Source organism: Metabacillus sp. KH_069, assembly GCF_057838075.1.
In genome coordinates, this window is the sequence record NZ_CM174460.1 from 1726549 (window position 1) to 1749568 (window position 23020).

19 protein-coding genes and 1 riboswitch are annotated in these 23020 nt (G+C 41.7%); of the genes, 15 read left to right on the forward strand and 4 right to left on the reverse strand.

All coding sequences use genetic code 11. The annotated features are described in order from the left end of the window. Positions 1–34 precede the first annotated feature (34 nt). The 3 genes from AC3ISE_RS08535 to AC3ISE_RS08545 all read left to right on the forward strand — a co-directional run bounded on the left by AC3ISE_RS08535 (position 35) and on the right by AC3ISE_RS08545 (position 3078). The gene (locus AC3ISE_RS08535; RefSeq protein ID WP_489223867.1) at positions 35–1240 is read left to right on the forward strand and encodes a quaternary amine ABC transporter ATP-binding protein; all 1206 of its coding nucleotides are present in this window, start codon (positions 35–37) and stop codon (positions 1238–1240) included. After that, a complete protein-coding gene (locus AC3ISE_RS08540) occupies positions 1233–2075 on the forward strand; it encodes an ABC transporter permease (RefSeq protein WP_489223868.1) in 843 nt (280 codons plus the stop codon). The genes AC3ISE_RS08535 and AC3ISE_RS08540 overlap by 8 nt, the downstream gene beginning before the upstream one ends. Positions 2076–2163: 88 nt before the next feature. Further along, positions 2164–3078, forward strand: a complete 915-nt coding sequence (locus AC3ISE_RS08545; RefSeq protein WP_489223869.1) for a ketopantoate reductase family protein — start codon at positions 2164–2166, stop codon at positions 3076–3078. Between the two features lie 678 nt (positions 3079–3756). On the opposite strand, the gene AC3ISE_RS08550 is transcribed toward AC3ISE_RS08545, so the two are convergent. After that, entirely contained in the window at positions 3757–4671 is a 915-nt protein-coding gene (locus AC3ISE_RS08550; RefSeq protein ID WP_489223870.1) for a CobW family GTP-binding protein, read from the reverse strand. Between the two features lie 280 nt (positions 4672–4951). Here AC3ISE_RS08550 and AC3ISE_RS08555 point away from each other — a divergent pair, with 280 nt between their 5' ends. Next, positions 4952–5794 carry a DegV family protein gene (locus AC3ISE_RS08555; RefSeq protein ID WP_489223871.1) on the forward strand — a complete coding sequence of 281 codons (843 nt, stop codon included), beginning with the start codon at positions 4952–4954 and terminating at the stop codon, positions 5792–5794. 63 nt (positions 5795–5857) lie between these two features. On the opposite strand, the gene AC3ISE_RS08560 is transcribed toward AC3ISE_RS08555, so the two are convergent. Next, positions 5858–7087 carry an aminopeptidase gene (locus AC3ISE_RS08560; protein WP_489223872.1) on the reverse strand — a complete coding sequence of 410 codons (1230 nt, stop codon included), beginning with the start codon at positions 7085–7087 and terminating at the stop codon, positions 5858–5860. A gap of 161 nt (positions 7088–7248) precedes the next feature. Here AC3ISE_RS08560 and AC3ISE_RS08565 point away from each other — a divergent pair, with 161 nt between their 5' ends. The 3 genes from AC3ISE_RS08565 to abc-f all read left to right on the forward strand — a co-directional run bounded on the left by AC3ISE_RS08565 (position 7249) and on the right by abc-f (position 11343). Beyond that, on the forward strand, positions 7249–8421 hold the full coding sequence (locus AC3ISE_RS08565) for an acyl-CoA dehydrogenase family protein (RefSeq protein WP_489223873.1): 1173 nt from the start codon (positions 7249–7251) through the stop codon (positions 8419–8421). Next, the gene (locus AC3ISE_RS08570; RefSeq protein ID WP_489223874.1) at positions 8418–9296 is read left to right on the forward strand and encodes an aminoglycoside phosphotransferase family protein; all 879 of its coding nucleotides are present in this window, start codon (positions 8418–8420) and stop codon (positions 9294–9296) included. Before AC3ISE_RS08565 ends, AC3ISE_RS08570 begins: the two co-directional genes overlap by 4 nt. A gap of 286 nt (positions 9297–9582) precedes the next feature. Next, positions 9583–11343, forward strand: coding sequence for a ribosomal protection-like ABC-F family protein (abc-f, locus tag AC3ISE_RS08575; protein ID WP_489223875.1), 1761 nt, complete (start codon positions 9583–9585; stop codon positions 11341–11343). A 185-nt stretch (positions 11344–11528) separates the two neighbouring features. Here the strand turns inward: abc-f and AC3ISE_RS08580 are convergent, their stop codons facing one another. Together AC3ISE_RS08580 and mreBH are read right to left on the reverse strand one after the other, a co-directional pair. Then, a complete protein-coding gene (locus AC3ISE_RS08580; RefSeq protein WP_489223876.1) occupies positions 11529–12383 on the reverse strand; it encodes a VanW family protein in 855 nt (284 codons plus the stop codon). A 273-nt stretch (positions 12384–12656) separates the two neighbouring features. Continuing rightward, entirely contained in the window at positions 12657–13664 is a 1008-nt protein-coding gene (gene mreBH / locus AC3ISE_RS08585; protein ID WP_070878977.1) for a rod-share determining protein MreBH, read from the reverse strand. Positions 13665–13816: 152 nt separating this feature from the next. Here mreBH and AC3ISE_RS08590 point away from each other — a divergent pair, with 152 nt between their 5' ends. From AC3ISE_RS08590 to ade, 8 genes are all read left to right on the forward strand, one after another. Further along, the gene (locus tag AC3ISE_RS08590; RefSeq protein ID WP_489223877.1) at positions 13817–14329 is read left to right on the forward strand and encodes an acyl-CoA thioesterase; all 513 of its coding nucleotides are present in this window, start codon (positions 13817–13819) and stop codon (positions 14327–14329) included. 319 nt (positions 14330–14648) lie between these two features. Then, positions 14649–15101: a DUF6884 domain-containing protein gene (locus AC3ISE_RS08595; protein ID WP_489223878.1), complete on the forward strand. Its 453-nt coding sequence runs from the start codon at positions 14649–14651 to the stop codon at positions 15099–15101. Between the two features lie 82 nt (positions 15102–15183). Beyond that, complete coding sequence (locus AC3ISE_RS08600) at positions 15184–16491, forward strand: ATP-binding protein (protein ID WP_489223879.1); 1308 nt, start codon at positions 15184–15186, stop codon at positions 16489–16491. A 15-nt stretch (positions 16492–16506) separates the two neighbouring features. Next, positions 16507–17367 (forward strand): gamma-glutamylcyclotransferase family protein, encoded by an 861-nt coding sequence (locus AC3ISE_RS08605; protein ID WP_489223880.1) that lies wholly within the window; start codon positions 16507–16509, stop codon positions 17365–17367. Positions 17368–17499: 132 nt separating this feature from the next. After that, a complete protein-coding gene (locus AC3ISE_RS08610; protein ID WP_489223881.1) occupies positions 17500–18828 on the forward strand; it encodes a cytochrome ubiquinol oxidase subunit I in 1329 nt (442 codons plus the stop codon). Between the two features lie 15 nt (positions 18829–18843). Then, complete coding sequence (locus AC3ISE_RS08615) at positions 18844–19857, forward strand: cytochrome d ubiquinol oxidase subunit II (RefSeq protein ID WP_489223882.1); 1014 nt, start codon at positions 18844–18846, stop codon at positions 19855–19857. Between the two features lie 77 nt (positions 19858–19934). Next, positions 19935–20597, forward strand: coding sequence for a potassium channel family protein (locus AC3ISE_RS08620; RefSeq protein ID WP_070878984.1), 663 nt, complete (start codon positions 19935–19937; stop codon positions 20595–20597). Positions 20598–21070: 473 nt separating this feature from the next. After that, positions 21071–21172, forward strand: a riboswitch (purine riboswitch). A 54-nt stretch (positions 21173–21226) separates the two neighbouring features. Further along, positions 21227–22954 (forward strand): adenine deaminase, encoded by a 1728-nt coding sequence (gene ade, locus AC3ISE_RS08625; RefSeq protein WP_489223883.1) that lies wholly within the window; start codon positions 21227–21229, stop codon positions 22952–22954. Positions 22955–23020 lie beyond the last annotated feature (66 nt).

Here is a 23020-nt window from a genome sequence, read left to right on the forward strand (position 1 = left end):
ACAATAGAAGTCGTGAGTGAGAGGTGTTTTGTACTTGAGAAAAGTGAAGCTTAAAGTGAATGAGATTACAAAAGTATTCGGGAAAAACCCGCAAAAGGGTGTAGATTTGCTGAAAAAAGGGAAATCAAAAGCAGAAATTTTAAAGGAAACAGGAATGACTGTCGGAGTAAACCGCGCAACCTTTGAGGTTTATGCCGGTGAAATTTTCGTGATCATGGGACTGTCAGGAAGCGGGAAATCAACACTTGTAAGACTGTTAAATAAGCTGATTAATCCTACATCAGGTCATATTTACATTGATAATGAAGATATTATGAAACTAAAAGGCGAATCCTTAAGGGAAATGCGCCGAAAAAAAATGAGTATGGTTTTCCAGCGCTTTGCCCTGTTTCCTCATCGTACGGTCGTTGAGAATGTGGAATATGGACTAGAAGTACAGGGAATGGAAAAGAAAGAAAGACACGAGCGTGCCAAAGAATCATTGGAGCTTGTAGGGTTAACAGGATACATGGACAGTTATCCGAGCGAGCTCAGCGGAGGCATGCAGCAGCGTGTCGGACTTGCGAGGGCTTTGGCCAATGCACCTGATGTTCTTTTAATGGATGAGGCGTTCAGTGCCCTCGATCCCCTTATTCGCAAGGACATGCAGGATGAATTACTTGAGCTTCAGGAAAAAATGGAGAAAACGATTATCTTTATTACTCATGACCTTGATGAGGCCCTTAGGATTGGTGATCGCATCGCCCTAATGAAAGATGGATCGATTGTTCAAATCGGAACTCCGGAAGAAATCATGACCAATCCGGCAGACGAATATGTGGAACGATTTGTTGAAGACGTGAATTTATCGAAAGTCATCACAGCAGGCTCGATTATGAGCCGTGCAGAAACAATCCTGCTTGACAGAGGCCCGCGTGTTGCGCTCAAGCTTATGAGAGACGCAGGATATTCAAGCGTCTACACTGTCGATAAAAAACAAACACTGATGGGACTCATATCAGCTGATGACGCCGTGAAAGCGATTCAGGAAGATGTCCCGACAGAAACATATGTCGTAAAAGATATTCCGTATGTAACGATGGATACCGTCCTTGATGATCTTTATGAAAAAATGGCATCAAGCAAGTATCCATTGCCTGTAGTAGATGAAAACATGAGAATTAAAGGTATTATTAAACGCGAGAAAGTGATTCAGGCTCTTGCGGGAACAGAGAAAAAAGAGGTGGCCATCCATGAATAACATTCCTAAAATTCCAGTCGGCAGATGGGTTGATGGATTTGTCACCTATTTAAATGAAACGTTTGAAGGCTTTTTCGGCTGGCTTTCAGATGGGATTGAAGGGTTTACCGATCTAATTGTATACGGATTAATGGCTATACCTGCTTTATTGCTGATTTTGATTGTAACAGGCATAGCATGGTATGTGAGCCGAAGCTGGTCATTGCCGGTTTTAGCCTTTGTCGGACTGCTGTTTATTGTTAACCTTGGCTATTGGGAACAGACGATTGATACCCTGTCACTTGTCTTAACCTCCGTTATTATTTCGATTATCATCGGAGTGCCGATTGGGATTATTGCTTCTCAGAATGAAACATTTTCAAAAATTATGACGCCAATCCTGGATTTAATGCAGACAATGCCTGCATTTGTTTACTTAATTCCGGCGATTCTTTTCTTTGGTATTGGAGTCGTTCCAGGGATCATAGCTTCTGTTATCTTCGCTATGCCGCCGACCATCAGATTGACAAACCTGGGGATTCGCCAGGTTCCTGAAGATCTGGTTGAAGCGGCCAATGCATTTGGATCGACCACCATGCAGAAACTGATAAAGGTTGAACTTCCGCTTGCCACTAAAACCATTATGGCAGGAATTAACCAAAGCATCATGCTTGCCCTCTCTATGGTCGTCATTGCCTCTCTTGTCGGCGCACCTGGACTTGGAGTGGATGTTTACAGGGCTGTAACAAGAATTGAAGTCGGGCGCGGTTTTGAAGCAGGTATCGCTATTGTCATCCTTGCCATTATTTTAGACCGAATTACTCAAAATCTTGGGACAAAGAAAAAAGAAAGTTAAGAAGAAATCCTGCTTATTCCGAGCAGGATTTTTTGTCTTTTCTTAAAAGCTTCTATAAACTTATATATGAAGGGAAGGGGATGGAAAAGTGAAAGTTTTAGTAGTTGGTGCAGGAGCGGTGGGCGGATATTTTGGTGCCCGTCTTGCCGAAAAAGGGGAAGATGTCACGTTTTTAGTCAGAGAAAAAAGGGCACATTTGCTGAGTGAACAAGGTTTGCAAGTGAAAAGTATACACGGTGATTATCACTTTTATCCGCAAGTCATGCTTGCCGGAGAGAAAAGGGAAGCATTCGATCTCATCCTGTTATCTGTGAAAGCTTATCATCTGGAAAAAGTAATCGGGGATTTGTCGCCATTTGTGGGAGATCAGACTCTCATCATGCCGCTTCTGAATGGGTTTGCCCACTTGGACATGCTGCAGGAGAGATTCTCTGAAGATCGTGTCATCGGCGGTTTATGTTTTATTGAATCAACAGTGGATCAGAATGGGGTAATCGTGCAGACCAGTCCGATCCATGAGCTCGTCTACGGGGCACTATACAGTGAGCAGTCTGAAGCAGTTGAAAAACTGGAAGCATTATTTGCCGGCTCAAATGCTGAGATACGAAAGAGTGACAGAATCCTCGCTGATATGTGGCATAAATATATGTTCATCTCCGGCTTGTCTGGTGTCACAACGCTGTTCCGCTCACCAATCGGGCCCATCCGCGAAAATGAATTCGGATTGAGTGTTACACAGAAACTCTTTTACGAAATCGGATCGATTATGCGTGCGGAAAGTGCGCCAATCGCTGACGGAATTGAAGATATTCAGCTCGAAAAAATACATAACATGACACATGGAATGAAGTCCTCCATGCAGAGGGATATGGAAAAACTGGCAGAAGTCGAAGCAGATCATCTGCAGGGGTATCTAATGAAGCTTGCTGAAAAACATAAAATAGAAGCGCAGGTTTTATCGATGGTGTATGCGAATTTGAAGATATACGAGAAGAATCGCTAAGAGAACCGGCCTGCTATATGAAAACAGTGTCCCTTTGAGGAGAAAACTTTAGTCTAACAGAATAGCATTAGGAAAACGCCCAATTTTCCAGTTGGGCGTTATTTCATTTTGTCAGGAATTGATAAAGGTTCATTATTGTACTTAAATACTAATTCACTTGTCTTTGGATCTCTAACTGGTTAAGCATCCGGGTTTTGTGGAATCAAAGGGGTCGTATGATTCCACTATTGGTCAAACTCCCGGTTTTTGTGGAATCAAAGGGGTCATATGATTCTTCATTTGAGCAAACTCCCGGTTTTTGTGGAATCAAAGGGGTCGTATGATTCCACTATTGGTCAAACTCCCGGGTACTGTGGAATCAAAGGGTTCGTATGACAATAAGTCAAACTCCCTGGTTTTGTGGAATCAAAGGAGTCGTATGATTCCTCAATTGAGTAAACGTCCGGGTTTTGTGGAATCAAAGGGGTAGTATGATTCCTCAATTGAGCAAACGTCCGGGTTTCGTGAAATCAAAGAAGCCGAATCATTTTACAGTTGAATGACGAAAAAGAATAACTAAAGTGTACTGAATACTCAACAAGCACAAACCTTTATTCAAAAAAAACGGGTACAAATTGCAGTGCAATTTACTACCCGTTTACCTATCTATTTTGCCTATTGCAGGTCATTTAACGAAAGCTATTTCTGCAATGCCTCCAGCTGATCCTTCAGCCAGGCATGATCTAAATTTTCGCCGATAAAAACAAGCGTCTTTTTCATTTTAACAGGCTCTTTTAAATAGAGCGGCATGCCGTAAGAATATTGAAACAAGTACGTATCCTGGGAATGTGTAAAGGATAGGTATCCCTTAATGCGGTAGATTGTATCGGGCATGTTTCTCAGAAAATCTTCAAAAGCGTCAAAATCAATTTGTTCTGTAAAGGTATGAACATATGTTTTCAAATGAAGATCAAGCTGTACATGTGTTTTTTGATGCTCCTTCTGCTGCTTGCGGGCTAAATGCTGAAAATCGCTTAATCTGATATTGGCGTATTGAGTCAGCAGCACTTTGGAATCAGCGGCAATGTTCTGAATGTCAAAGACCAGGGATGCCTGTTCTGATTCAGAGAGATTGTCCACTTTATTCAAAAGAACAATGTCAGCATGATGAATTTGTTCCTGCAGGAGCTTTTGAAGCTGAATACTTAAGGCACTGCGATCATGATAGCGGGCGCCATCAACAAGCGTTACGATAGACCCTATGGCTAACTTTTCAGCAAAAACAGGCGATAAGCAGGCGTCCAGCACTTCAATCGGATGTGCCGCACCCGTTGTTTCAATATAGATCGCATCAAGATCGTATTGTGAGAGCATTCCCTGGAGCTGTGCTTCTAACTGCCCTTGCATTGTGCAGCATACACATCCATTCAAAAGCTCTTTTAAAGGAATATCATCCGAGACAGCGTCAGAATCGATGGACACTTTCCCGAGTTCATTCATAATGACGGCAATTTTCCGGTTCTTATCTTGTTCTTGTTTTAAAATGTTTTTTAATAGCGTTGTTTTACCCGCTCCTAAAAATCCGGATAATATGTAGACTTCAACAGATTTCATCGTTTTACTCTCCCGTTCAGGTTGATATGTCTCATCGTACATGAATTCTGCTTTTTTCGTCAATCTTCTTCATAAAATAAGAAAATTCAATGAACATGTAAATCTTTCTATTGTTTATTCCTTTAGTTCACTATAGAATGAAAACTGTTGACACTTTTCCTAGCAATCTAGTAGGAATTGGTAGTATGTGTTAATGAAAGGCTGTTTTTTGCAAAGACTGAGATTAGAAAACAATGTCTTCCTAAAGAGCCTAGTGAAAACGCCTGGGGGTAACGATACGTTGAAAAAAATTGCATGGGTAACAGATAGTGTATCTTGCATTTCAGAAGATACTGCTGAAAAATACGGGATAAATGTTGTGCCGCTCTCTATCATATTTGATGGCAATAGTTATAAAGACGGCATTGAACTGACAAATGAAGAGTTTTATAAAAAATTAAAAGCATCGAAGGTTTCACCAACAACAAGTCAGCCAGCTGTCGGTGATTTCGTTGAATTATATGAAAAATTGAAACAGGAGTACGAAATGGGGATTGCCATTCATGTGACTTCAAAAGTAAGCGGCACCCTGAATGCTTCCATGCTCGCTGCAGAAATTGCCGGGTTTAAAATGGTTCATATTGATTCCAAAATTGGCGCAAAAGCTCTGGAGTACATGATGCTTGAGGGTGCCCGCATGGACCGTGAAGGGTATACAGGCAAGGAAATAGCCGAACATTTGCAGAAGCTCCCTGAGCGGGTAAGAGGACTTAACTTGATTGGCAGCCTCGAGCAGCTTCACAAAGGGGGACGTGTCTCCGGCGTGGGCATGGTTATTGGCAATCTGCTGCAAATTCGTCCGATTATTGAGTTTCAGAATGGTGAATTAGTTCAGCTTGAAAAAGTGAGAACGACCAAAAAAGCTGAAAACCGCATTTTTGAACTTTTTAAAGCATCCTATACAGAAAATGGTGTTTATGGAGTAGCTGTCATTCACAGCAATCTCTTTGAAAAAGCGGGTGAGTGGAAGGAAAGACTATCGCAAATCGACCCGTCATTGGAAATAGAAGTTGGAGAATTGAGTCCAGTGATTTCCGCTCATGTTGGTGAAGGAACAATCGGGCTGATGTGGTTTGAAAAGTAACCATCTGAGAAATAAATAGAAACCGCCTGGAGTGAATCTCCAGGCGGTTTTTTAGATTAGAGCCTAAATGGCCCAAGTACCTTTTCTGAACAGCGGCTCGCTCGTGCCGTCTTCGAGGATCCCGTCAATGTCCATCTCAGCAGATCCAATCATAAAGTCTACATGTGTGATGCTTGAATTGACGCCGTTTTTCTCCAATTCTTCGCGGGACATTTTCTTTCCGCCTTCAATACAGAAAGCATAAGCATTGCCGATTGCCAAGTGGTTGGATGCATTTTCATCAAAAAGCGTATTATAGAATAAAACATTAGACATCGAAATAGGTGAATCGTGCGGAACAAGAGCCACTTCCCCTAGGTAATGGGAGCCCTCATCTGTTGCCACAAGCTCTTTTAATATTTCTTCTCCTTCTTCTGCCTTTACATCTGTGATCCGGCCGTTCTCAAATGTAATCGAGAACTTGTCAATGAGGTTACCGCCGTAGCTGAGTGGTTTAGTGCTTGCTGCAACTCCATTTACGCCTTCTTTTTCAGGAACTGTGAACACTTCTTCTGTCGGCATATTGGCCATAAATTCATTACCTTGTTCATTGACGCTGCCTGCGCCAATCCAAAGATGTTTTTCAGGAAGCCCAATTGTTAAATCTGTTCCTTCTGCACGGTAATGAAGCTTTTTGTACTTTTTGCCGTTCAAATATTCTACCTTGCTGTTCAGGGATTGATCATGTTCTTTCCATGCAGCTACAGGGTCTTCTAGATCTGTGCGCGTTGCTTTGAAGATTGCATCCCACAGCTGTTCAACTGCATTTTCACCGGCTTCCGGGAATACTTTTGCAGCCCATTTCTGTGATGGAACCGCGATTACAGACCAGCTTACTTTGTCTGCCTGAACATAATTTCGATATGTAGATAACGCAGTGCCTGCAGCTTTTGAATTGGCAGCAATTCTCTTTGAGTCGATGCCTTTTAATAAATCAGGGGAAGATGAAACGATCGACATGAAGGCAGCGCCATTTTCGGCAAGCGCTTCAAGACCCTTTGCACGCCATTCAGGAAATTCTTCAAAAGCTTCCTGCGGTGCAAGCTCAAACCTAGTACGGGTTACTTCATCATCATTCCAGTCTACCTGCACATGTTTTGCACCTGTTTCATAGGCTTTTCTTACAACTAAGCGAACAAATTCCGCTGCATCAAGTGAAGCGTTGATGACAAGAGTTTGTCCTTTTTGAATGTTTACGCCAACCTTAACAGCAAGCTCCGCATATTTTTCGAGATTTTTTTGAAAAGAAGTCATTAGTTTATCTCCTTTAACCAGAATTAGTTCTATTTTATCAGAACTGCTAACATTAGGAAATATAAAAGACTGAGTATTCTATATACAAACAGCTATCAGATCGGAATACTTTATCAAAATGGCGAGAAAAGATAGAATATAAGGTGAAAGAAGGTGGAATCGTGCTTGATCAGCAATTCATCAAAACAGACCGGCAAAAGGCATTGTTGGAAAAAGCTTCTGAGCTTGCAGAGCAGTTTTCTGAGCGGGCAGATTATTATGACCGGGAGGCTCTTTTTCCTTTTCAAAACTTTCATGATTTAAAAAAAGCGGGATTCTTGAAATTATCAATCCCAGGAAAATATGGCGGAGACAATCTGTCTCTTTATGAATTTGTGTTGATACAGGAAAAATTGGCACAGGGAGACGGGGCAACGGCTTTATCGCTCGGCTGGCATCTGGGAATCCTCATGAACATCAGAGAAACTGAAAAGTGGAATGAAAAAACGTATGCCCGGATTTCCCGAGAAATCATACAGTTCGACAAATTACTGAACAGTGCCGCTTCTGAACCGAATGGAGGAAGTCCTGCAAGAGGCGGCAAACCCGAAACGACAGCAAAGCGAAGCGGGGATAAGTGGATCATTAACGGCAAGAAAATATTTACATCTCTTGCTCCTGCACTTGATTATTTCCTGATCACTGCAACGATCGAGGATACTGGAGAAGTAGGGGAATTTATTATTCCAAAGGAATCTCCCGGTTTGTCCATAGAAGAAACATGGAACACGCTTGGAATGAGAGGAACAAGAAGCGATGATTTAATTCTTGAAAATGTGGAACTTGAACTGGAAGCGATGACAGGTTTGAAATCGAAACCTTCTAAAGGAACGTCTCCGCAAGGCTGGCTGCTGCATATACCTGCATGTTATTTGGGAATTGCCATAGCAGCGAGGAATTTTGCCGTCGAATTTGCTAAAAAACATCAGCCAAACAGTTTAAATCATCCAATTAAAGATCTGCCTGAAGTGAGAAGAAAGATTGCAAACATGGACCTTTCGCTTCTGACTGCCAGACACCTTTTATATGGAACAGCAGAAAAATGGGACACTGCTCCAAACGAACGGAATAAACTCGGAGCAGAGCTCGCAGCTGCCAAGACAGTTGCTACAAATACAGCAGTCGAAGTGGTCGACCAAGCCATGCGTGTAGTTGGCGGACAAAGTATCTTTAATTCCCTTCCTCTGCAAAGGTATTACAGAGATGTAAGAGCAGGGCTCCATAATCCTCCGGCGGATGAAATTACGTACGCCATCCTTGCAGACCAGGCTTTTAGTGAGGGAAAGGGAAAATGAACCTTCCAAAAGAGTTTAAACAAACGATTACCGGAGTTCATGGAGATAAAGGGGAAGCCTGGCTCCGTGAACTCCCTTTCATTATTGCCAGGTGCGAGCGGACTTACGGCCTGAAAATAGGCGATCCTTATAAATTGTCGTATCACTATGTCGCTCAGGCTATTAAAGCAAATGGGGAAGAGGCGGTTGTTAAAGTCGGACTCCCAAACCATAAAGATTTGATTGCTGAGAGCTTCGCATTAAAAGTACTGGGCAGGGGCAATGGCATGGTTAAACTGATTGATGAACATCTAAATGAAGGCCTCTTAATTTTGGAAAAAGTAAACCCGGGCACCATGCTTTCAGAGATTGAAAGTGATGAAAAAGCTATTTTAGCTGCTTCTACTGTTATGAAGAGAATTTGGCAGCCGTATGCAGTCGGTCATCCTTTTCCTCACTTGTCAGATTGGGTGTCTGGCTTAAGAAGGATGGAGCAAAATATCATAGATGAAAAATGTATACATAAGGCTGAGGCTATTTTTGCTCAATTGATAAACACCATTTCTAAACCCATTCTATTGCATGGCGATCTCCATCAGGATAATATTTTGAAAAAAGGCAGTGACTGGATTGCCATAGATCCCAAGGGGGTTATAGGTGAAGCTGAATTTGAAGTCACAAGCTTCTGTAAAAATTATTTATTTGATAAAAAAAATCCCCGGGACGTGCTTGAAAAGAGAATGGAGCAGTTTGAAAAAGAATTAGGTTTGGACAGAAGCCGTATGATTGGCTGGGGCTTTTGTCAGGCTGTGCTGAGTGCATGCTGGTGTCTGGAGGATGGGGCTTCCTGGGAAGAGAATCTTCAACTGGCCGGAATATACGAATCCATGATGTAACTGCTTACAAATACTGTTGACAGATTTTGTTTTTTTATCATATACTAATATCATTCTAATATCGGAAAGGAAAAGGTACTGGAGACATGTGGAACTAATCTTATTTTCTAAACGTTTTTTGAATAAGCAAAAAAACGAGACCTAGAGAATAGGATGAGTGCGCTCATTTTTCATACCATTTCCAGCTGAAGGCCCAAATCTATGCATCTTTCTGCATTTATTGGCGGGTATTCCGTTTATTTCATATGGTTGAAATCCTCTCTAGGCGAACTTGGGAGGTTTTTTTATGGCTAAAAATGAAAGATTAGTTAAACAGCGGCATGCAAATACAATCCTTAATGTGAAAGATGTAAAAAAACAATATGGAGATCAAGTCATTCTTGAAAACATACAGTTTGAATTGAAACAAGAAGATTGTGCCGGATTAGTCGGCTACAACGGAGCAGGCAAGACGACGTTAGCCAATCTGATTTTTGGGAAGCTTCTCCCTGATGAAGGCAGCATTACGAGAAAAAAAGACTTAAAAATCGGATATTTGCTGCAATCAGTTGATTACACCGTACATGATTTTAAAGGGGTCTTAGAAGATCAAAGCTTTGAGGAGATTTTTGAAACAACAAAAAAATTAGGGCTTGAAAAAGTGCAGAATTGGAAGGAAGACCGGCTTCATCATTTAAGCGGCGGGGAGAAGCTGAAGCTTGCACTCGCTCATGTTTGGACCACAAACCCCGATCTGCTGATTCTGGATGAACCGACCAATCATTTGGACTATCATGGAATAGAATGGCTTGCAGATCAGCTGAGAACCAATACTTGCGCCGTGCTGATTATCTCCCATGACCGTTACTTTCTTGACAGGACCGTATCTCATATTTTTGAATTGGAAAATAAGAAGATAAAGGAGTTCAAAGGGAATTACACGGCATACAGGAACGAGAAGAAAAGACTGGCAGAAGAACAAAAGCATCAGTATGAAGTGCAGCAGCGCTATAAAGCGAAAATTGAAGGACAAATGGAGAATTTAAAGAATTGGTCAGAAAAAGCTCACCGTGAATCAACCAAACAGGGCAGTCCTTCCGAACGGAAACAAATGGGCTTTAAAGAATACAACCGGGTAAAGGCGAAAAAAATGGACATTCAGGTCCGCTCTAAGATGAAGCGTTTAACGGCTGAACTTGAAAAGAATAAAAAAGAAAAACCGCAGGAAGAAGCCAAAGTCCTGTTTCAGTTCGACTCAAGCGGAAAAAGGGGCAAGCGCGTACTGGAAGCAAAAGCGCTTGAAAAAACGTTTGGGCAGCTTTCCCTGATTAAGAAAAGTCATTTTTATATTAAACATGGAGAAAGAATAGGCATTGTCGGAAAAAATGGAGCCGGCAAATCTACGCTCATCCGGATGATTCAAGGCTTGGAGGACGTGACCGGCGGCGAGCTATGGAAAAGCGAAACGATGAAGATCGCCTATTTAAGTCAGGACGTAAATGATTTAAGGGAAGATGCAACCGTTCTTGAAGCTCTGGATCTTCATGAGAGGGAACAGATTTTAAGAGCACGGACCACTTTCGCAAATATGGGGCTGACTGAGGAGAAGCTTAAGCAGCCGATTGGTTCACTAAGCCTAGGTGAACGCACAAGGGTGAAGCTTGTGTCCATGATCCTGAAAGAATACGACGTTCTCATACTCGATGAGCCGACAAACCATCTGGACCTCCCGAGCCGGGAACAGCTTGAGGAGACGCTTGATGAGTTTGAAGGGACCATTATCATCGTGTCTCACGATCAGTATTTTATGAACAAATTGTGTGATAAGCTGCTCGTATTTGAAGACGCGGTGGTAAGAAGAGTTGAAATGAAGCTCGGTGACTATTTATCAAAAGACAGAAAAGAATGGAATGAAACCGATACTGAAAAAGAGCTGCTTAAAATCGATCATCAGCTGACAGCTGTGTTAAGCAAACTCAGTGTAATAAGCAGAGAAGACCCTTCTTTTGCAATGCTTGATGCAGAGTACAGCAGACTTCTTCAAGATAAGAGGAAGCTGATAAGATGACAAGAAAAGCGTAAGCGCCCGTTTAGCGCAGGCAGACAGATAAGGATCCGAAAATATTGCGCTTTTTGCCAATACTTTCGGATCCGTCCTGGCCGAGGAGCCTGAGCGATTCCGCTCGCCATCGAAGCGCAAAACTTTATACTTTCTTATCTTTTAAAAAAGGCTGAGTCGAGATGACTCAGCCTTCAGTTTTTTGAAGCTGCTAAAATTTGAACTTCAAGACTGCCGCTTTTTTGATCGACTATCGTTTTGATAATAACAGGAAAATCTTTATTATTCATGAATTTAAAATCGTAGCCGCCCCATGAAACAGTCGCATCCTGATTAATAGGGACATAACCGACTTCTTTGGAATGGTGGTGTAGTTCGATTATTTCAAGCCCGGCTTTTGCAACAGCGTTGTACAAAGTGCTTGATGTCTGACAGATTCCTCCGCCAATTCCTTCGACAAACTCTTTATTTACAATCTCAAGCGCTTTTTGGTAGCCGCGTGCAGGTGTTCTCTCCCCGACAGCCAAATTAAAATAAAATCTGTCTCCTGGCCCCAAAACGATGTCATCAATTGCATTCGATGAAAGGGCAATGTTGGTGCTTCTTCCTGCTACAGAAGGATTAAACGTTGTTTTGTAGCTTCCGATCACTGTTTGCGCAGCGCCATTTAATGCTTCCTGTGTAAGATTTGGAGCTGTTTCCGTAATTGGCAGCGGAATTTCGTGATTGAAAGCAGATAGATTCAGCAATTGATTGAATAGAGCTTCTTCATCTAGCACAACACGGCTTTGACCCGGTAAAAGCTTGCCGTCTTTGACTTTTGAAGGAGTCATTGGCTGATCAAATTTATCAGCCATTTGCCGGACCAGAGCCTTCATATCCTCTTCATGCTGCTCTTTATCTTTATCGTCAGCTGGTACGAATGTTGCTGCTGTACTGCCATCTCTGCTGTCAATCAGAGCAAACTCCCGATTCATTTCAATCGCCTTTGAAGAAACAGCTTTTGCGCTCACCGCATTTTTCGTCATGATAAGGCTTTCTTTTTCCACTAAACCGCATCCGCTTACAACAAAAATAATTGACACGAACAAAAATAAGCGTTTTATCTCGTTCTCCCCCAGTGAAAATGCAGATTATTTTATGTGAATCATACAATAGGTAAGACGCATGTGAAAAGAGAAAAGTTTCAAAAATATGGAGAAAAAAAGAATAATTTTCAAATGATTGATTTATTTTGAAGAAATATGTAGAATAGATTATAGAACATACGTTCTTATATTTCTGAAAAAAAAGAACCGCACTCATTTGCGGCTCTTTCCATCTTACTTTGATACTTTTTGCAGCTTGTGAATGACCTGAAGAGATCTTCCAGTTCCGATTGCCACTGATTCAAGCGGGCTTGGTGCAAGGTGGACAGGAACAACAATTTCTTCACTGAGCCATTCCTGCATGCCTTTCATTAAAGCGCCTCCGCCTGTCAGAATCACCCCGCGGTCTACAATATCGCCGCTTAGCTCTGGCGGGCAGTCTTCCAGGGTAGCACGGATCGCTTCTAGAATATGAAGCAATGATTCTCTCATCGAATTCTGCATTTCAGTTGATGACAGAGTGATTGTCTTTGGAAGGCCTGTAACAAGGTCACGCCCTCTGACTTCCATTAACAGTTCGTCATGCTTGACAAGAGCATAGCCGATTTCCATTTTAATGTTCTCAGCTGTGCGCTCACCAATTAACAGGTTATAGTTTTTACGGACATATCCAATGATGTCCTCATCAAGCTGATCTCCGCCGATTCGGATGGAGTGGCAAGATACCACGCCGCCAAATGAGATAATGGCAACCTCTGTTGTCCCGCCGCCGATATCAACAATGACATTTGCAATTGGTTCATCTACAGGAAGATCTGCACCAATTGCAGCTGCAACAGGCTCCTCAATTAAATGGACAATTTTAGCACCTGCATTTTTTACTGCATCGTGAATGGCACGGCGTTCAACACTTGTTGCACCTGAAGGAGTACATACGACAACAGTAGGTTTTCTGATCGAGAATCCTAATTTTTTCGAAGCTTTTTTCATAATTTGCTTAAGCATTTCAGTTGTTACATCATAATCAGCAATGACACCGTCTTTAAGCGGACGGACCGCCACAATTTTACCCGGCGTTTTGCCAATCATGCTTTTTGCTTCCGTCCCTACAGCCAAAACATTTTTTGTTACTGTATCAATCGCCACAACGGACGGTTCATTTAACGCGATTCCTTTTTCCTTGCTGTATACAAGAATATTTGCTGTACCTAAGTCAATGCCAATTTCAGAAGTAGAAAACATTTATTTTCACCCAATCCTCATAGATTTCGAGTCTTTTATATTCATTCTGCAAACAGTGTCGATTTATGGGGGTACCAGTCCTTTTTTGATGTATTTTTTTTGAACTTCAGGGAATAAGAAAGAGAGAATTGAAAAAAGGAAGTGCATCTATAATGGAAGTGAAATTCTGCCGGCATTCATTTGTTGTAAAAACCAGCATCGTTCTGCCGTCTGATACAAACAATTACGGAACTTTATTCGGCGGCAAGCTGATGGCTTATATTGATGACGTAGCAGCCATTTCGGCCATCAGGCACGCTCGCTCGCATGTTGTTACCGCATCAACGGACTCTGTTGATTTTCTGCATCCTATTTATGAAGGAAATTCCGTATGTCTTGAAGCATTTGTAACATACACGGGGAGAACATCAATGGAGGTTTTTGTAAAGGTCATAGCAGAAGATCTTCTAAACGGAAATCGAAATGTATGTGCGCTATCTTTCTTAACAATGGTTGCAGTAGATGAACATAATAAGCCAACTCCCGTCCCGAAAGTTGTTCCGGAGTCAGATACAGAAAAGACGCTGAATGACTCAGCACTCAAGCGGGCAGTCATCCGGAAAAAGCGAAAAGAAGAAACCGAATCAATGGCAGCCGCATTCGGAACAGATTATCCTTGGCTGTAAGGGGAATGGAGAATAGAAGTGGATTTGATCAGAGCCTAGAGGAGCAGGGATGCAACCTGATCCTTTGGCTTAAAAAAGGATAAAGGGAATAGAACTTGACTCTTTTTCATTATGCTGAAATGAAATCTTCATAAATGCCGCTATAAAAATAACTAAATGGATGTATAGATATGGCTTAAAGCGGGGTCATTATTTAATAATCTTTATCTATGATAATCTGTGGACAGAAAACACTTTCTTCTGCTAAAAAAGAAGTATATTCAACTATTAGACTTGCCTGCTATTAGAAGCAGCATCATACAAAAAAGGAGAAACGAAATTGAAGCAGCTATGTGTAATACCATGCGGAAATAAAAAAATTTGGGATAAGGAGCCCCATCGAGGACAAGTGGAAGCTGAAAATGCCTATACGGGGACCTTTCATTTGCTATGCCGCCAGTATGCAGAAATGTTTTTTGATGACTGGGTTATTCTTTCTGCGAAACATGGATTTTTATTTCCTGAGGATTTAGTACCCGGCAATTATAATGTCTCTTTCAGTATGAAAACAGAAGAAGTAATAACACTTGAAAAACTTCAGAAGCAGGCTGATGAAAAGAACCTTCATCAATTTGAAGAGTTTGTTGTACTTGGAGGGAAGAAATTCAGGCCTATAGCAGAAAATACGCTTAAAGGTAAATTTATTTATCCGCTTCAGAATTGCAGAGGAATCGGTTATATGCAGCAAATGCTGAAAAAAGCAGTACTGACTGAACATAGTCTGCATGATTAATAGATGCAAACCAAGCGTCAGAATATGCTGATAAATCAGAAAATGGTATACTGAAAAAAATAGAACCCGAAAAGGTGCTGCGATGAACAAATATGCGGGCAGAATAATAATAACTTTACTGGCTGTATGTCTTCTGATTTTATGGAATATCTTTGACTTTATCTTTGGGAGTCAGTCCGTTCCGCTGCTGTACAGCAGTTTATTCTGTGTCATCATCTTGGCTGTTGTCTGGAAACTGGGAACTTATTTTGACCATTCAAAGCTGTTGATTCAGCAGCTGAGCGAAAGCCAGCTCCGCTATAAAAACCTGCTTGATGAGACAAAGCTGGTCCTTGAGAACATCCAGGAAGTGGTGTTTCAAACTGATGGTGAAGGGAACTTTATATACTTAAACCCTGCGTGGACGGATGTAACAGGTTATGAACGTTCTGAAAGTTTGTATTCCAGCTTTTATCATTACATCACTTTTGAGGAAAAAAAGAGAGTGAGAAGCACGCTTGCTGATTATACGGCTTCGAAACGGGTAGAGGGAAGACTCGAAACATCCTATCGCAAGAAAAGCGGCGGGGAATTTTATGCTTATGTTCATTTTAAAATGTACTATGACAATGAAGGCTATTTGATTGGAACAGTCGGGACAATTCAGGACATTACAGACAGAAAGCTTGAAGAGAGGGAATGGAGAGAGATGAATGAGCATCTTGCACTGAAATCTCAAAAACTGTCGATTGCCGGACAGCTTGCTGCCGGAATTGCCCATGAGGTGAGGAATCCTCTTACATCCATCAGCGGTTTTCTGCAGCTTATTAAAAATGAATTTCCTGACAAAGATTCCTATTTTGATATTATCTTTGGAGAAATCAAGAGAATTGAGCTGGTCTTAAGCGAGATGCTTGTATTGGCTAAACCGCAGGCGATTCATTTCAGAGAAAAGAATATGGTTTCCATTTTGGAGCAGGTGGCTGTGCTGATTGAATCTAATGCCATTTTACATAATATTCAGCTTAAAAAAAGCTTTCCAACCGAAGAAATTATTGTTGATTGTGATGAAAATCAACTTAAGCAGGTATTTATCAATCTGATCAAAAACGCGATTGAGGCAATGCCAAATGGAGGGAATATCCACATGAGCTGCAGACTTAAAGGCGAGGCTGTGATCATTTCAATTGAAGATAACGGGATGGGAATTCCTAAAGAAAAAATCTCAAAACTTGGCGAACCTTTCTTTTCTACAAAAGATAAAGGAACTGGTCTTGGCCTGACCGTATGCTTAAGAATCATAAAAGACCATTACGGCCATATCAATGTAAACAGCAGCTTAAATAATGGGACCACCTTTGAAGTTGTCCTGCCTGTTGTCAATCGGAAATCTATATTAGAACCCGTTTAAGAGGAGATTGGTAAGATGAACTGTCATTTATTTGTTTATGGAACACTGCGTTATATGGAGAAAAACCATCATTATATAAAGCAGGGAACGTGCATTGCCGAACAAGCCTGGACAAATGGTTCGCTGTTTGATTCGAATGAAGGCTATCCAGCGATGACTGTAGACCAGGATACAGTGTACGGAGAGCTCTATGAAATTGATGAGGATCTTCTTCCTGAGATTCATAAATTAGAAGGTTACCTGGGACCGGAAGCAAATGACAGCCTGTTTGAATTTGTTCCTGTCCGGGTCTATACCGATACATTGGCACATGATGCCTTTTGTTATGTGATAAATCCTGAGCAGGCTGAAGGGATGAAAAAAATAAAGAGCGGAGATTGGAAAGAATATCAATTCATCTTGAATCCTCCGGCTGAAACGTTTTATTTTGCTTATGGCTCATGCATGGATACAGAACGCTTTCAAAAAGCGTCTGTTGAGGATCATTTTGCGGATGTTATCGGTGGAGGAAAATCAGAAAAGTACTCTGTTAAATTTACTGTCACGATGGAAGACGGGGGCCGGGCTGATTTAGTTGAAGACGGCGGAGGTGCTGAAGGCATTTTATATCGTGTACCTGAGGAAGCAGTGGACTATCTTTATATGCGTGAAGGTGTTGACTCTAAAACGTATCGTCCTGCCTTTATCCGTGTGGAAATCGGTGAAAAGGTGTATGAGCAGTGCCTTACCTTTACTGTCATTCAGAAAAAAGAAGAATTCCGCCCGCCAAGCCACTACTCAACAGAAATACTGAGAGGTGCTGAAGGAAGACTCGGAGATGAGTATGTCGAAAAAATCCGTGCATATATGAACGCTCTTCCCGAATATAAACCTTAATAGGCAGAAGAGAAATCTTCTTTGCCTATCATCATTCAATAACATGTTCAGCGCATCACAAAGTTTGCATGTTTTGGAGTTTAGAATCTGTGATATAAGAGCATTAGAACACTAAAAAGGAGATGTGGCCCTTTGGCTGAACTTGATAGCGTCATACTTAGCCGGATGCTTACAACATTGACACTTGCCTTTCACATTATTTTTGCAACGATTGGAGTCGGAGTGCCTGTTTTAATTTCGATTGCCGAATGGATGGGAATCAGAAAAAAAGATCCCCACTATATCCTGCTTGCAAGGCGCTGGACAAGGGGCTTTGTTGTTACAGTGGCAGTAGGGGTGGTCACCGGAACATGTATTGGATTGCAGTTATCTTTACTCTGGCCGAGTTTCATGGAAATTGCCGGACAGGTTATTGCCTTGCCGCTTTTTATGGAGACCTTCGCTTTTTTCTTTGAGGCAATCTTTTTGGGAATCTATCTTTATACATGGGACAGGTTTAAAAAACCAATATACCACTGGCTGATTTCTATTCCGATTATTATAGGATCGTCGATGTCAGCTGTTTTTATTACTACAGTTAATGCGTTTATGAATACTCCTCAGGGATTTACGCTGAATGGCAGAACAATTACCGGAATTGATCCGATAGCGGCGATGTTTAATCCTGCGGCGCCTTCAAAAGTCTTTCATGTGCTGATGTCTTCGTACATGACTTCAGCGTTTGTGCTCGCTGCTATAACAGCATTTATGATTCTTAAAGGAAGAAGAACAGACTATCACCGTAAAGCTCTGCAGGTGACGATGGTCTCGGCACTCGTCTTTTCACTGGGCACAGCTCTTGCTGGTGATCTTTCTGCAAAATTTTTGGCGGAGCATCAGCCTGAAAAGCTGGCAGCGGGAGAATGGCATTTTGAAACAGAAGCGGGAGCTGATTTAATTTTATATGGCACCTTGAATGAAGACGGAGAAATAAGCAATGAAATCAGAATTCCTAAAATGCTCAGCTTTTTATCGTTCAATGATTTTAATGCAGAAGTAACAGGATTAAATGAAATTGAAGAAAACTTAAGACCCCCGCTTTGGATTCACTATATGTTTGATGTAATGGTAACCATTGGGATGTTTGGTCTGGGACTGTCCATGCTGTATGTTTTATTTGGAAAAATTAAGAGGCTTCGCGGCTTTCAGTCATGGCTTTTATGGCCGATTGTAGCAGCCGGACCGCTCTCCATGATTGCGATCGAGGCGGGCTGGATTTTTGCTGAGGTAGGCCGTCAGCCATGGATTCTCAGAGGGTATATGAAGGTAGCTGAAGGAGCGACGACATCTGACCATGTAGGATTAATGTTTATGCTGTTCTTCGGACTGTACACTCTGCTTGGAACACTGTGCATCATCGTGCTTAGGCGCATGTTCAAAGAAAATCCGGCAGAAGCGGAGCTTGAGTACCGGTTTAAATAGGAGGGAGAAGTCTAAATGGATATTCCGATCATTGGCATGACGGTTCTGTGGATCTTTCTGTACGGATATTTAATCGTTGCTTCTATAGACTTTGGAGCTGGTTTCTTCGCTTTTTATGCGCAGCTGACCAAGCGGGATGATATCGTGAATAACTTAATCAGCCGCTATTTATCTCCAGTGTGGGAAGTGACAAATGTCTTTTTCGTCTTCTTTTTTGTTGGAATCGTAGGTTTTTTCCCGCAAACAGCCTATTATTATGGCACAGCGCTGCTCGTTCCGGGAAGCATAGCGCTGGTTTTAATAGCTATCCGCGGCTCGTTTTACGCATTTGGGAACTACGGAGCTAAAGACAGTCTTTTTTATACGTTTTTATACGGAGCCACAGGGCTTCTGATTCCCGCTTCCCTGTCTACAGCTCTTTCTATATCAGAAGGGGGATTTTTAGAAGAACGAAATGACACTGTCGTCTTTCTTGCAAACGAGTTATTTACAAGTTTTTATTCATGGAGTGTAGTGTTTCTTGCCATTGTTTCCGTACTGTTTATCAGTGCTTCTTTTTTAACATACTATGCAGATCGTGCTTCAGACAGCAAAGCTTTGTCGCTGCTTAGAAGGTTTGCGCTGTTTTGGGCTCCGCCTACAATCCTTGCAAGCTTTCTTGTTTTTCTTTCTCTGCAGCAGCACAATTCCCGTCATTTTAGCCAAGCGCTCGATATTTGGTGGATGTTCGGATTGTCTCTCTTGTTTTTTATGGCATCCGTCTGGTTAATCTATAAAAGAAAGAATCTTGGAACGGCTTTTATAATGGTGATGCTGCAATTTTTCTTTGCTTTCTTCGGGTATGGGGCGTCTCATTTGCCGTATATTCTGGATCCGTTTGTGACCATTTATTCCGGATATACGAATGAAACGATGGGAATTACACTTGTTGTCGTTTTTATAGCCGGGCTGCTGCTTTTGATTCCATCGCTTGTTTTGCTCTTGCGTCTGTTTTTATTTGATGCAGAATATGTAAAGGGCAAAAAGTAAAGCTTGTAATTTTTTTTAATAAGGAATAAAGTTATGTTAAAAATTGTTTATAGTATGATGGCTGGAGGAACGTACATATGAAAAAGGATTTTGCAGTTATTGGTCTTGGGCGTTTTGGAGGCAGTATATGCCGTGAGCTGAGTGAAGAGGGCATGGAAGTAATGGCCATCGATATGGATGAAGATAAAGTGAATGAATATGCCAATATTGCTTCCCATGCGGTTGTCGGCGATTCAACTGACGAAGCTGTGTTAAAAAGCCTTGGCATCCGCAACTTCGATCACGTTATCGTTGCAATCGGCGATAATATTCAGTCAAGTATTTTAACAACTCTGATGCTGAAAGAACTCGGAGTGAAATTCATCACTGTTAAAGCACAAAATGACTATCATGAGAAGATTTTACGGAAAATTGGAGCCGATCAGATCGTTCATCCAGAGAGAGACATGGGCAGAAGAATTGCACATAATCTGATCTCAAATAATGTCCTTGATTATCTTGAACTTTCCGACGAGCACAGTATTGTCGAGATTGTCGTCAATAATAAATTGTCTGGTAATACATTAATTGACCTTGATATCCGCGCAAAATACGGAATAAACATCGTTGCCATCAAAAGAGGCAAAGAAATATTTGTAACTCCTCAGGCAGATGAAGTGATTCAAAAAGATGATATTTTAATTGTAATTGGTGCAGATACAGATATCGACAGATTTGAAAAACGGGTTTTAGAATCTTAATCAGAAGAAGACACTATAGGTGTCTTTTTTTGTGTTAAGAAATGGAACGTTTGTTCTTTGCCGATTGTGGTATAATGGAAGATGTATACATTCGTGAACATATGGGTGGTCGGCTAGCCCCTGTCTCTTTTCTCTGTGAAGCAAGGAAAAGGGGGTGATGCCCGGGTGACAGTCTATGAGAGCTTATCTTTTGCGATTTCATTTGCTACGCTTATCATAGCCATTATGTCGTTTGACCAGAAAAAATAGACCTCCCAGCTTTGTCAGTTGCGGGTGAGGTCTGTTTGATTGATTGATTAAAATGGCCGACGCCTGACGCGGGACCGAATGTATGCATGGCCGTAAGTGTTGCTGCACTTGCGGTCATTTTTATGTTATTCAACTTTTTGTTTATCATACCACATATTGAAAAATTTTAAAACGGAAACTAAAACCGTTGACTGATAGCTTATTACCCCTTACTATATGTTACTAAATACTTAATTTCATGCACTCGTATAATATTGGAAATATGGTCCAAAAGTTTCTACCGAACTGCCGTAAAAAGTTTGACTACGAGGAATGAATAAAAAGGGCATTTTCTGTTGCCTTTTTTTATCTCACTCCTCCAAATAGCGAGGGGTTTTTTTATGAAAAAAGAAGAAATCAGACAATCAATTGAAGGAAGTACAAAGAGAAAAAAAGCAGATATCGTTTTTAAAAATGCGCAGATTGTCGATGTGTTTAATCTAGACATATTAAAGAGTGATGTTGCCGTCACAAATGGAAGAATTGTCGGCATAGGCGATTATGACGGCATGGAGGAAATTGATATAAGCGGTAAGTATCTTTGTCCAGGATTAATTGATGGTCATGTTCATATTGAATCATCGATGGTTCCGCCGCACGAGTTTGCAAAAGTGGTTCTGCCTCATGGTGTAACAACGGTCATTGCGGATCCGCACGAGATCGCGAATGTATCAGGAGTTAAAGGAATTCAATATATGCTGGACAGCTCAGAAAACATTTTGCTTGATGTTTTTGTGATGCTGCCGTCCAGTGTGCCTGCCACAAGCTTTGAACATGCAGGGGCAAGATTGGAAGCTGATGATTTAGAGCCGCTTTTTAATCATGATCGAGTCATCGGCATGGCAGAAGTCATGGATTATGTCGCTGTCCAAACAGCTTCTGAAAGCATGCTGAATAAGCTTGAGATGACATCGCGCCACTCGCGCGTGATCGACGGACATATGGCAGGGCTCCCGGCAGATATGATCAATGTCTATCGCTCAGCGGGAATTATGACAGATCATGAAGTGACGAATGCGGAAGAGGCAATAGAGAGAGTGCAGCGCGGCATGTATGTGCTGATCAGACAGGGTTCCGTTGCAAAAGATCTGCCGAATGTCATAGGAGCTGTTAATGTGCGCAATTCCAGACGATTTTTATTTTGCACGGATGATAAGCATTTGGATGATTTAGCAGCAGAAGGCAGCATCGATCATAATATAAGGCTTGCTGTGCAGCATGGAGTTGATCCTGCTGCAGCCATACAAATGGCCACATTAAATGCAGCTGAGTGCTACGGTCTAAAGGATAAAGGAGCTGTGGCACCTGGTTATGAAGCGGATCTTCTGGTAGTAAACAGCCTAAACGATTTTCAGATCGAGCAAGTATATAAAGCTGGGAAATTAGCTGCGCATGAGGGTGAGGTAAGAACGGCTGAGCACCAATCATCGAAAACACCTGCTGACTTATTAGATACAGTTCATCTGCATGAGTTACAGCCTTCTGACCTGAAACTCCCTATTACAAAAGCTCAGCCGGTGCCCATTATTGAAATCATTCCCAATCAGCTTGTGACAAGAAAAATATACGAACAAACAAGTGTAAGGGACGGTATTTTCCATCCTTCCACAGAGCTTGATCATTTAAAACTGATCATGGCTGAACGCCATAAGAATACGGGACTGATCGGAAAAGGCATTGTAAAAGGGTTTCAGCTGAAAAGAGGGGCGATCGCAACGTCGATCGCGCATGATTCTCATAACCTCATTGCAGCAGGTGCGAATTATGCAGACTTGCTTCTTGCTCTCCAAGTGCTGAAATCAAGTGCAGGAGGATTGGCCGTTGTACAGGATGGAAACATTCTTGCACAGCTTCCGCTTTCCATTTCTGGTTTAATGTCTGATCAGCCATATGATGAAGTGCTGCTCGGCCTGCATTCTATACATGAAGCATTAAAAAAGGCAGGCTTGCCTGACACTTTTAATCCATTCTTAACGTTATCTTTTCTTGGGCTTCCAGTTATTCCGGAATTAAAAATAACTTGTCAGGGAATCTTTGATGTCACTGCTTTTGCCCATTTAGAATACTGAATATGAAAAACCGGTCTCATTATGAGGCCGGTTGTTTACATTTATGTATGACCATGAGGGAGCTTT

Excerpts from the sequence above, each read along its gene's own strand:
- AC3ISE_RS08560 (WP_489223872.1), bottom strand. The coding sequence starts at position 7,087 with ATGACTTCTTTTCAAAAAAATCTCGAAAAATATGCGGAGCTTGCTGTT.
- AC3ISE_RS08590 (WP_489223877.1), top strand. The coding sequence starts at position 13,817 with ATGGAAGTGAAATTCTGCCGGCATTCATTTGTTGTAAAAACCAGCATC.
- abc-f (WP_489223875.1), top strand. The coding sequence starts at position 9,583 with ATGGCTAAAAATGAAAGATTAGTTAAACAGCGGCATGCAAATACAATC.
- mreBH (WP_070878977.1), bottom strand. The coding sequence starts at position 13,664 with ATGTTTTCTACTTCTGAAATTGGCATTGACTTAGGTACAGCAAATATT.
- AC3ISE_RS08540 (WP_489223868.1), top strand. The coding sequence starts at position 1,233 with ATGAATAACATTCCTAAAATTCCAGTCGGCAGATGGGTTGATGGATTT.
- AC3ISE_RS08570 (WP_489223874.1), top strand. The coding sequence starts at position 8,418 with ATGAACCTTCCAAAAGAGTTTAAACAAACGATTACCGGAGTTCATGGA.
- ade (WP_489223883.1), top strand. The coding sequence starts at position 21,227 with ATGAAAAAAGAAGAAATCAGACAATCAATTGAAGGAAGTACAAAGAGA.
- AC3ISE_RS08605 (WP_489223880.1), top strand. The coding sequence starts at position 16,507 with ATGAACTGTCATTTATTTGTTTATGGAACACTGCGTTATATGGAGAAA.
- AC3ISE_RS08550 (WP_489223870.1), bottom strand. The coding sequence starts at position 4,671 with ATGAAATCTGTTGAAGTCTACATATTATCCGGATTTTTAGGAGCGGGT.
- AC3ISE_RS08600 (WP_489223879.1), top strand. The coding sequence starts at position 15,184 with ATGAACAAATATGCGGGCAGAATAATAATAACTTTACTGGCTGTATGT.
- AC3ISE_RS08615 (WP_489223882.1), top strand. The coding sequence starts at position 18,844 with ATGGATATTCCGATCATTGGCATGACGGTTCTGTGGATCTTTCTGTAC.
- AC3ISE_RS08620 (WP_070878984.1), top strand. The coding sequence starts at position 19,935 with ATGAAAAAGGATTTTGCAGTTATTGGTCTTGGGCGTTTTGGAGGCAGT.